Annotated in this window: 6 protein-coding genes; all 6 read right to left on the reverse strand. The window is 59.2% G+C overall.

Going from position 1 to position 11252, the window contains the following annotated elements; genetic code table 11:
- Positions 1–327 precede the first annotated feature (327 nt).
- Positions 328–2004, reverse strand: coding sequence for a calcium-binding protein (locus ILT44_RS31665; protein WP_204242982.1), 1677 nt, complete (start codon positions 2002–2004; stop codon positions 328–330).
- Between the two features lie 586 nt (positions 2005–2590).
- On the reverse strand, positions 2591–4864 hold the full coding sequence (locus tag ILT44_RS28475; protein ID WP_204242983.1) for a glycerophosphodiester phosphodiesterase family protein: 2274 nt from the start codon (positions 4862–4864) through the stop codon (positions 2591–2593).
- A gap of 179 nt (positions 4865–5043) precedes the next feature.
- Positions 5044–5256, reverse strand: coding sequence for a hypothetical protein (locus ILT44_RS28480; RefSeq protein WP_204242984.1), 213 nt, complete (start codon positions 5254–5256; stop codon positions 5044–5046).
- A gap of 317 nt (positions 5257–5573) precedes the next feature.
- Positions 5574–6245 carry a UPF0149 family protein gene (locus tag ILT44_RS28485; protein WP_204242985.1) on the reverse strand — a complete coding sequence of 224 codons (672 nt, stop codon included), beginning with the start codon at positions 6243–6245 and terminating at the stop codon, positions 5574–5576.
- Positions 6246–6541: 296 nt separating this feature from the next.
- Positions 6542–8344, reverse strand: a complete 1803-nt coding sequence (locus tag ILT44_RS28490; RefSeq protein ID WP_204242986.1) for a putative bifunctional diguanylate cyclase/phosphodiesterase — start codon at positions 8342–8344, stop codon at positions 6542–6544.
- Between the two features lie 666 nt (positions 8345–9010).
- Positions 9011–9952 carry a Hint domain-containing protein gene (locus tag ILT44_RS28495; protein ID WP_204242987.1) on the reverse strand — a complete coding sequence of 314 codons (942 nt, stop codon included), beginning with the start codon at positions 9950–9952 and terminating at the stop codon, positions 9011–9013.
- Between the last annotated feature and the right edge of the window lie 1300 nt (positions 9953–11252).

Raw genomic sequence — 11252 nt, forward strand, 5'->3', positions numbered from 1 at the left:
CGCCCGATCCTAGAGCACTTCCCCAAGCCCTCCAGGTCGTCGCTCATGCCAAGGAGGTCTCGCATCCAGACAATTAGGGCGCAACACGAACCGGGCGACTGCTGACCGGCTCCAGCGCCACCCGTTACTGAGCCTGCTCGGTGCCGGAGCAAACGATTGTCAGCTCGCATTCCCGTGCGAGCCAGAGAGGTTTCGGGCCCTGGGGCAATACCCTTCGTGACGGGACCGCGTATGCTGTCGCGGGGCTTCGTTGGACAGACGCAGCAAGCGTAGACCAGCGAAGCCCCCTCAGGCGCCTTCTGCGCGAGGGGGCGGGGCGACGGCCGGTTAAATCACGTAGAAGCTGGCGTAATCCAAAGCTGCCTTGTTGGTGAGAACAGCAATCTTGATCTGAGGCGCGGCACCGGTGCCGTCGGAGTCATAGTACAAGGAGCCGGTGGTTTTGTCGTAAATGATGCGGTTAAATGCATCTTCAGCCGCTTTCCCCAGGTGGAACGCATCATCCCTGAGCGGCCGGCTCACCCAGCCGATATTCTTCAACACCGCGTTTTCCAGGTGGAAGATGTCCTCTCCAGGCCTGAAGTCCACAATCTTGTCGACGTTCGTCCGCCGTGCTGGCGCCGTGTTAAAGACGAAAACGTCCTGACCCGCGCCGCCGGTCAGTGTGTCATGCCCGGCCCCGCCGAGCAACTTGTCGTTGCCGTCGCGGCCCTGCAGACGATCGTTGCCGGCCTCTCCGCGCAGGGTTTCGTTCAGGGCGCTGCCCGCAAGGGTATCGCCAGACCGGGTGCCGCGCACGTCCTCAAAGTTTGAGACAGAGTCGTGCCCGCCAAAGCCGTCTCGCGCCGTGCCGAGGGTGAGATCGACCCGAACGCCGCGCGTGCTGGTGTCCTGGCTGTAATCGAGCCGGTCAATGCCCGAGCCCCCGATCAACGAATCATTGCCCTGGCTGCCGATGAGCGTGTCGTTTCCATCGGCTCCATCCAGGAGATCGCTCCCGCGGGCGCCAATGAGGCTATTGCCCCGGTGATCGCCGGTGATCTGGTCGCCGTGGCGCGAGCCCATCACATTCTCGAAATCGACCAAGAGGTCGCCAACGGCATCGCCGGCAAAGCCCTCCTGCATCCCGAGATGGACAATCACCGCTGTGGACGACTGGGCGTAGCTGAGTTGATCCCGGCCCGCGCCCCCCGAGAGCTGGTCAGCGCCGCTGCCGCCCATGACTGTGTCATTGCCATTTCCGCCAATGATGGTGTCATCGCCGCCGCGGCCAGAGAGGATGTTGGCACCGCCATTGCCCAGGATGGCGTTTGCGGTGTTGCTGCCCGTTAGGTCGATCGCCTTCGTTCCGGTGTCGTTGCCGGTTTGAAGCACCTCGATCTCTGCGGTGGCGGTCAGCACATAGTCGACACTCGCGATGACCGTGTCATGGCCGCCGCCCGTTGCTTCGAACACGATATGCCGCGCATCGGCGACCGAAAAGATGTCATCACCGGCTCCGCCATACAGGCGATCCGCATCCTTGGCGCCGCCAACTAAGGTGTCATTGCCGTCATCGCCGAAGAGCAGATCACTTCCGCCCCGGCCGTGGAGAGCATCGTTGCCCGCTCGACCCCGAATGACGTCACTCCGGGAGGAGCCCGTGATGCTGTCATCGCCCGTCAGAAACAGGCCCAATTGGATGCGGGAGATCCGCGAGACCTCAATTTCGGCCCCGGTGACCTCCAGTTGCACGTCTTGCTGGCCCGTGCCGTAGGTGGGTGCCGCCGTCAGGGCAAGAGTGTTGATCACCCCGGTCGCCCGTGCGTCAGCGGTGGCGAGGATCTCGCCCTCCAGGATGACGGAGTAGGTCGTGAAGTCGTCGCCGGATCGGACAAGCGGCGCTGTGAAGATTCCCGGGGCGGAGGCAGCCGACAACCGGCTCCAGCCACTGTCGAGCTCCGGAATGTCACCATTGGCATCCATGCGCAGCCGAAAGCCAGGACTTGCCGTAATTCTTGCCACTTGAAGCGCCCGTCTCTGTTGGGATCGTGATGGGAGTGTTGACGTTAGGGTGCAACTGGTTGTCAACAGCCTAACGGATGGTTGTTAATCATCATCCCACGGTCCCTGCAACCCATGCGTCAGCTGTCATCAGCTTCAGGCGGGCAAGTTCCTAACCGAGCCGGTTCTCGCACTGCTAACGCCGGTGTGCTCCTGCGCTTTCATTGGACATCGACCCGCTGACCATCTCCCAACGGTGTCTCAGCTTAATGTGGGGGTGTACCGGGGGCAGTGCGGGAGGCACTCGGGGCAGATGTGCTCGTCTGTGATGTTCCGGCTCGTGCAGGCGCCGGTGAATGGCTGCCCCCTGATTGGGGCGCTGCATCGGCTCAAACCTTCACTTCCCACGATGGCGGGCTGAGGGACCACGCTCTGGTCCGTATCGACAACGGTCCCACAGAACCCTCAATCAAGGCGTGGATCGGCTGCTGAGATGCGGTGGGGAATGCTCTCGTCCCAGATGGTATGGGCGCACCGTGCGCCCGTCGAGGGCCCGCAGCCAGAGGTCGGTTGTCAAGGCCAATTCGATTTCAGCCATGAGATAGCACTAGATGATCTCAAAGTCAGAGAACGCAATGGCAGGTCTCGTCACGAGGGTTGCGAAGTGGATGGCACCGTCACCGCCCTTGCCATCCGGGTCATAGAACAGCTTGCCGGTATCGTTCTCGTACACGATCTGCGCCCGGTTGTCTGAGGTTGCCTCACCAGTCCGGTTGGCCACGAACATACCCTTCTTGATCGTCATGCCGTCCGGTGTGCCCTTGACCAGCCCCATGAAATAGCGGTCATCGAGATAGATCTGATCGTACGTGCGCTCGAAATCAGTGATCCGATCGATGTTGGCTGCGGACTTGGCGGACGTATTGAACACAAACGTGTCGCGGCTGGTCGCTCCTTTGCCGCCGGTAAGTGTGTCGGTCCCGAGGCCTCCTTCAAGTCGGTCGTTGCCATCCATGCCCTTCAAGGTGTCGTTCCCGCCAAGTCCCTTCATGAGATCGGCTCCGTTTCCGCCCGTCAGCCTGTTGGCGCGGCTTGTGCCGGTCAGCACCTCGTCCCGGCCTATGACAGTGAAGGCCAGAACAGCACTGTCCGTGAGGCTGCCGTCGCTCACCCAATAAGTGAAGGTGTCGGTGACGGCCTGCCCTTGAATGAGAGCATCCGCTCGGTCTGCCGTATAGCTGTAGGCGCCGTTGGACTGGGTCCTCAGCGTGCCATAGGTGCCGGCCAGCACCAAGCCCTGTGCCACAATGTTCGCGCCCCCGATGGTGACCACCGCCAGCGCCTGTCCCTCAGGATCAACGTCGTTGCTGAGAACGGTCCCGGAGGCGGAGGCATCTTCGAAAACACTCACGCTCTCGCCCAGTGCCACCGGAGCATCGTTGACGGGCGCGATGGTGAGCCGGAATGTGTCAGAGATGCTCAGCGCTTGGTCGCGTGCCGTAATCGTCAGGTCCATTGGACCGTTGAAGGTCGCCGGTGGCATACCAGAGAAGGTGCGGGTGGTTGCGTTGAAGCTCAGCCATGGCGGCAGCGGGGCACCGTTGGCCTGAGTGGCCGAGTAGGTGAGAGTCGTGCCTGTATCTACATCGCTGAACGCATCCGCTGGAACCGTGTAGCTCCAGGCACGGCCCTCACTGACCGATTGGTCGGGAATGGCGGTGATACGCGTGGGCGCCTCATTGATGTCTGCAACCGACACTGTCAGGGTCTTGCTGAAGGAGAGGCCAGCACTGTCTCTGACCCGGACCGTCACCGTGTGGGATGATCCTGTCTCGAAATTCAACTTGGCTCCATTGGATACGATAAGGCTTGCTCCAGTGAGCGCGAAGCGTCCGTCTGCATCATCAATGAGCGCATAGGTAAAACTCTCGTCTGACTCGCCGGCATTCACATCCGTCACCGAAAGGGTGCCTACGACAGTGCCATTGGCGCTGTTCTCCGCAACGCTCAGAGTGGACATGACAATGTCTGTAGGAGCTGCCGCTGGACGGTGTGAACCGCTGTCATCAGTGATGATTTCGCCCCCCTGCGCGAAGATCCGCTCCCGTTGCCAGCGGGTGAGGGTGACCCCTGCGGCCGAGACAGTATCCCCGCTGCCGGACGAGCCCATCGCGACATCGGTCATGATTGTCGTGACATCAATTGCCCTGAGCTGCTCAACCTTTTCGACCGAGTTGACGGTCCAGACCGCCAGGTTCACGCCCGCGGCTTTGACCGTCGTCACCCATTCTGGGTGCGCCAAAATCTTCGTGTAGTTCAGGGTGAGTGTCGGAGTCCCGCCGAGTGCCACGACACTCGGGAGACTATCAAGGGTGGTGGGATCCTGAATAAGCGCGAGCTCCGCCGTCGCACTCTGTTTTCGGACATACTGCACGTCCGACAGGTTGAAACTGTGGAAGGTCACATTGTCCAGCATCTGGCGGCCATTGACCGCTGCCAGGATCAGATCGATGTCGCTCTGCTGACGATAGCCTTTGATTTCCGCGTGGACGTGGAGGCCCTGATCGCGTGCAAACTGCAGCACCTCATCCAGTGTCGGAATATACGCTCCTCCGTAATCCGCGCTGAACTTGCTGCCGGCATCCAACGCCTGCAGCTGCGCCAGGGTCAGCGCCTTCACAGCACCTGTTCCGTTTGTGGTCCGATCCACCGTGGGGTCGTGGATCACAACTGGGACACCATCGCTGGAAATCTGGATGTCTAATTCCAGCGAGCTGGCGCCAAGCGCTTTAGCCAACCAAAAGGCCGCCATTGTGTTTTCTGGCGCCAACAGAGCAAAACCCCGATGTGGAATCAGCTCGATGTCGGGTTCCGAAGTCATTGATCCTCCAAATCCCATGCCTGGCCATAGTTGACCTCTTATGGATATGGTGCGCGGCAGATGCGCGCCCGTAATTCGAAAGAGGTGAACCGGGCATAAGAAGGGGTATGCTCAGATAGGGGATCTGACTTTTTGGCTGTGGTGCTTGTAGGTATGGCAGCCTGTTTTAGAAGTGGAAGCTAGCTCTGCTTAGACCGCGAGGCCAGTTTACGTACTGTGACTGCACTGAGCAGGGAGAAGGCGGAGCTCAGGACCACCAAACCTGTCACAAACCCTCCCGCGATCAGCAGAAGCAGCAGGTTAAACTTTCCGTAGAACACAAGGGCCGCGGCCGCGAAGACCCAACTGGTCACGATTACCACAAGCAGGTTCTCGGCATCTTCAGCCGCCATGATGGGCCTCCGCTCAGGATCTCTCCTGTTCTGGGTCCAGTCTTTTGAGTTGTTACCACCCATCCGCGTGATCCGCCCTTAGCAACGTCTGATTATACGGTTGCAGGCGGCCATCAGAATTGCCTCAAAGGGATATCGATTGGTGCAAAAGAGGAGAGGCATATGTCCTCTAACCTCGGTTAGGTTACCGCGCGGACACCAAGTTCATGACTCGGGGTCTGGATCTGCTCAGGAGGCGAAGACCGAAGGGAGGTCGAGAAACGCTGTGCATCCCAGCACGGTGCGAATGGCGCGAACGTGCGGCGGGCATCTAGCGGTCAGCTGAGGCCATGACACTTTTTGTATTTTTTGCCGGAGCCGCACGGGCATGGATCGTTGCGACCGACCTTTCCGAAGCTCGGGGCCGGTGTCGCCAGCTGAGGGCTAAGGTCCTGGCTCACTCGCCAAGCATTGAGGATTTCGACCCAGGCACCGATAAGATCAGGGGCTTTTTCGGTCAGCTCCTCGATCTCAGCCTCAGGAAGGCCGCTGTCCCCCTCGTTGATCCTTGTGAGCAGGATCAGGCCAGCCAGCGCTGTGCGCGTGTCTTCGTCACTTTGCAGGAGGGCTCCCCAGCTCTCTGGGCGAAGCTGCATCGCGCTTTCAAAGCCGTCAATCCAAAGCTCCCAGAGCACCTCGTCATGGCGCGTATCGACCTCGAACACCGGTGCAAAGCGGCCGGACTGTAGATCGTGGGCTATGGCGTTGTACTGCTCCATCACCAGCCCCACGAGCTGTTCGGCTTGGTGGGCGTTCTCGAAGATCGGATCCGCGTCCTCGTCACTGCCCCACACCAGTGGCAGCCACTCACTCGGCATGATCAGGTCAGGGCAGACGAGGATGCCCGTCAGGAAACCATCGAGCTCACTGACCAGCATGGAGCCACTGTCGGCGGGTAAGCTGGCCAGCTTCTTTTCCAGCAGCTTCAGGCGTCGGGGAATGGTCTGCATGCGGCCTCCAATTCCAGGGCAGCAGGTCACGGATGCAGGGATGGGATGATCCGCGACCCGGGCTCAAACGTCGCGCAGCCGGGCCTCCGGATCAAGGCCTTCGAATGTCGCTGGCTTGATCGGCGATCGAAGGGCTGCGGTTTGCTCCCTCTTGGGTCTGAACCAGGGAAAGGGCCCGTTTTCCGATGGCCGACACCGCGGAGAGCCAAACGGCATCTGAGCACGGCTTTGGCCGACGTGTGGCGGATTGCAGCCGATTGTTGGCCAGCGTATCCCTTCAGTCGCCCATGCTCCCGTCAGTGGCAGGGGCGGTCATGATGACCCCGATGGTCGTCGGCACGGTGCGCCAGGTGCGGCTGCCAGGCAGCAATGACGTCGACCACGGCGTCTCGTGGAGTGGGCCTTCTGAAAAAGAATCCTTGTCCTTGATCACACCCTGCCGCCCGAAGGTATTCGGCCTGGGCGGCGGTCTCGATTCCTTCTGCCACGGTCGTGAGACCAAGGTTTCGTCCGAGATCCAGGACAGCAGACAGGATGGCGGCGTCCTCAGGGCTGCTGGGCAGGTTGCGAATGAAGGACTGGTCGATTTTCAAGACATCAATCGGATGCTGCTTGAGATGCAAAAGCGACGCATATCCAGTGCCGAAATCATCCAACGCGATCCTGACGCCTTCGGAACTCAATGTCCTGAGGGCTTGGGTGACGCCCTCCGCTCCTGTGCCGAGGAAGACCGTTTCCGTCACCTCCAGTTCGAGACAGGACGTGGGAACACCCGCCTGTCTCAGGCTGTTCAGCAGTTGCTCGGCAAAACGGCCGCTCTGGAACTCAGCCGACGACGCGTTGACGGCCACGTGACCAAACTCAAGGCCGGCCTCCAGCCACCCACGCATGTCCTCGATCACGGCCGCAAGCACCTGTCGTCCCATGCCCATCGCCAGCCGCGCATCAGCGAAGGCTGCCTGGATCGTCTCAGGGGTCTCCATCTGACCCTCAGGATTGCGCCAGCGCAGGAGAGCCTCGAAGCCGGCCAGCCGGCCGGATTCTAAAACAATCTTCGGTTGGTAGAAGGGCGCAATGCGGCGTTCCGTGATGGCGCGGCGGGCATTGCTGAGCATCGTGGCCCGATGCTCGACGTCCGCCAGCATTGTTGGGTTGAATACGACCGCTCTGCTGCGTCCATTGGCTCTGGCCACATCCAGCGCGATCCCAGCATGCTTCAACAGCTCCGAGGCACCGCTGGTACCAGACGGCACAAGGCTCGCCCCAATGCTGGCACAGCAGTCAAGCGAATGCCCTTTGAAGGAGAACGGCTCCGCCAACCGGTCGAGAACGTCTTCTGCTAGTGCTGCCAGTTCTTCGTTTGAGGTAACGTGGGGCAGAATGATTGCAAACTCGTCTCCGCCAATGCGGGCCACTGTGCTTGTACTGTCAGCCACGGATCGCAGCCGATGGGCTGTTGTTTGCAGGACGATGTCGCCGGCATCATGCCCCAGTGTGTCATTGACATGCTTGAGATGGTCCATGTCCAGGAACAGCAAGCCAATGTTCGAACTTGGATCACACCGATCAAGAGCGCGGTTGAGGGTCTTTTGGAAGAGCGCTCTGTTGGGGAGCTGCGTGAGGGTGTCGTGGTAGATCGCCCACTTGGTGCACTCTTCCGCCCGCTTTTGCTCAGTCAGATCGCTGACAAAGCCCTCAAGGGCCACAGCTTCGCCCGACTGATCATACGTGAACCGACCGCGGTCCAGAACCCATCGGATTTTGCCAGACCGGGTCATGATCCGGTATTCGACCGAGAAGAGACGGCGGTTCTCGTGGGCCCGCGCTTTAGCCTGTCGGAGATTGTCCAAGTCGTCTGGGAAGACGATGTCAGTCCAGGTGAGGCGTCCGCTGGTGAAGTCCGCAGCCTGATAGCCCGTTAATCCCGTCGCGCCGTCACTGATCACCGCGGGCAACCAAGGTGCCTTTGGCTCAGCCGCATAAATAAGGCCAGGCACGTTGTTGATGAGGGTGGTGAGTATCTCCGTGCTCATGTTAAACCGCTCGTCGGGATCTTGCTGGTGGGCCAGCTCCTGCGAGGTGTTGAGCATACCACTCATTTCATCGTCATCCTGCTTTCGACGTGCCGTGACAGGTGCAACCTGATCGGGCGCCTCACAATCAGCCTCATTCATTTACATTCGGGTACTTTGTCAAAGAAGGCCAATGTTTCTTTGCTGTGAAGCAAGTACCTCTGAAGATCTGATAGTGACCAAAATGGGTATGACCGGTCCTGTTCGGGAATATGTGGCAAGATGAGAGGAGGCCCAGCTTCAATCATTTTTGATCCTGACGCGGAGCCGGGGCGCCGTTAGTTATCGTAATAGGCAGGTCGACTGAAAAATCTAATATCGGTCTCAGGTCAATTGTGGTGCCAACCTATTGGCTAGGGGCGCTCCTGTTCTTCCACGCGAATGATCAGCGCCGCCGCTGGACCAAATCTTGCCTTGTATCGTAGGTTGGTGAGGGCGTCTCCTTGGACTTCCAGTTGAAGGCAAACCAGACTTCACAACAGTTGAAGTATTGATCTCATTCTTGCGTTGGCAATGAGTGGTGATGCCGTACAGCGATTTCCTGCGGGGTGAAGGGCATGAAAGCGGTTGTGGCCGTACGGACAACCCCCGTGTGGCGCTAGGAAGCGCTGTTGGAGCAAGACCATTTGTTAAGCAAGAAGGAGTGGAGCACTGGTGCTCCACTCCCTCGGGTTCAATACGACTGCCGATAGGTCACGCGGCCTTGGTCGTCACGGTGCCGAATAGGGCTTGGCCGCGGGCAGCAAGACGCTCCCGCACAGCCACTGGAACCTGCCGAGCCGCCTTGGCACGCGGGTAGGACATCTCGACCAGCGGAGCTGCCTCATCACCGAGCGCTTCATGCTCGTCCCAGTTGTCGAATGCCAGTCGATCAACGTTGTCGATGAAGCTTTCGGCCGGAACGTTGTCGGCCAGGAGCAGCGAGTGATCAGCCAGCTCGACATGGTAGTAGGTGAAGGTCTGAGCCGGAGCCGGAGCCCGCACGATCGAGGTGCCGTTTACCAGAGCACTGGCATGAACCAGGATGTCGTCGATCAGGATAGCGTGATCCGGCGAGACATAGAGATCACGTGAGGGAACGTTCTCGGCCAGAGCGCCTGCTTTGATGCAGATGGGCAGGACGCGCAGCGGGTCGGCGAAGAGTGTGGAGATGGTCTGGCGTCCAACCCAGCGCACGGGGACAGCGCGGCCGTCTGCAGTCTGAACCAAGTCGCCGCGCCGGAGTGCCTCGACGGACACCTCGCCCTGTGGTGTCACAATCTGCGTGCCTGGCAGGAAGCAAATGACAGTTTTGGCAGTTGTTGTATATCCCGTAATGGTTTTTGCGCCATTAACTGTCTGATCAGTAAACAGATAGAACGCTCCACCGGACTCCGCAAGAAATGTGCCATCGACAATGTCATTACCTATTTTTGTGACGCTGCCTAAATAGGTGAATGATTTCGTGCCAATGGTGAATTGATCGGATCCGATTTCGCCGACTTCATATGTCTTATCGCCTACACCACCAGTTCCATCATCAACGATGGTCGCATTCGTATAAGCGTTCGCTAGATTGGCTTGAACTATGTATTCGCCCTTAGTGTTCTTAGTTACGACATACACATTGGCAAAAGTTGCGTTGTTGTCGGCCATTGTTGCCCCCACTGCTAGTTGTCAGATGGATTATCTGTCGCTGTACTGCGATGCTGTAGAGTGAATACCACTGGGGCGGCCGGGCTCGACGGCTGCATAGGGATACAGAACTGGTCCTGGGGGATACCGATGTATCCTCTCGGATGGGCGTGGTATCCTCTGGGATAGGCGGTAATGTGGGACTGAGGGACCGTACCAGCCTTAGGCCTACGGCCGCAGACCTAAGGGCTCCGCAGGACTTGTACCGACATCAGATCACAGCTAGCGCAGGGATACCTTGAACCCAAGTCCGGTCATTTGGACGGAGGTCGGCACAATGCGTCAGCCAATGGGATCCTGTTTCTTGAGGCGGCGGAGAAAGAACTCTACGCTCACACGATAGGCCGAGCGGAGTTTAAAGGATCGGGCGATAGAGGAGTGATTTCTTTGCAGAAGCGTCTAGAGTTAAGTGCCTCATGTTTGGCCGAACGCGTTCAAGTGCTGGTATGCCCTCTTTTCACTGTTCGAACGCAGTTGTCGCTTTGTCTCATCAAGCATAACTCTTGTATCCGGATAATGATTGAGCAATAGAAGCGGGAACAGCTGGGGGTGAGTGATGACCGAAGAAGAGATCGACCATGTGGCTCAGGAACTCGCCAAAGTCGGGGGAACCTCGTGGTATCCCGGACGTAATGCAGGCAACCTGTTGAGGAATGTGGGCGAGCGCTACCGGGACCGGGCCCGGGTCGCAATTGCAGCCCTAGATCGGTTACGGGCTGGCAAGCAAGCGGTTGATGCGTCGGTGGCATCTGGATCTAGGGAGACTACCGCAAAGGGAAGCGTAACCCTCGATCCTGGGGATAAACTCGAGGTTGGCGCAGTTGTTGTCTACCGTCCCCCAGGGGACTTACGGGCCATTTCCTGCCAGGTCACCCAAATCAAGAACGGTCGTGCCTATCTGGTGCCTGTGCCCCGTCCGGATGTTGGTTGGGTCGCGATCGATAGCGCTGTGCCCTCGGCCGAAACAAAGCCCTGAACTGAGAGATAACGGCCCCTCTGTACCACTTGTCCTGGCGTGATCCTTGGTGAAGCGCACGGGCCCGACGGCCAAGCCGCGGCTGAGGGCTCTTGGTATCACGCAACATCGAACGAGCTGTTGAGGCCCGGATGTATGGAGCCTCATTGTAGGCATGGTTGCATGGGATCGACCGGCGTAGCTCGTGGTGGGTGAGGGAGCTTTCAACGTAAGCGATGTTCTCAGGCCACGGCCTTGAGGTCCGGCGTGGTGGCATAGGCCCACGGCAGCAGATCATCGATCTGG

It is taken from the genome of Microvirga arvi, from assembly GCF_016892765.1.
GTDB lineage: Bacteria > Pseudomonadota > Alphaproteobacteria > Rhizobiales > Beijerinckiaceae > Microvirga > Microvirga arvi.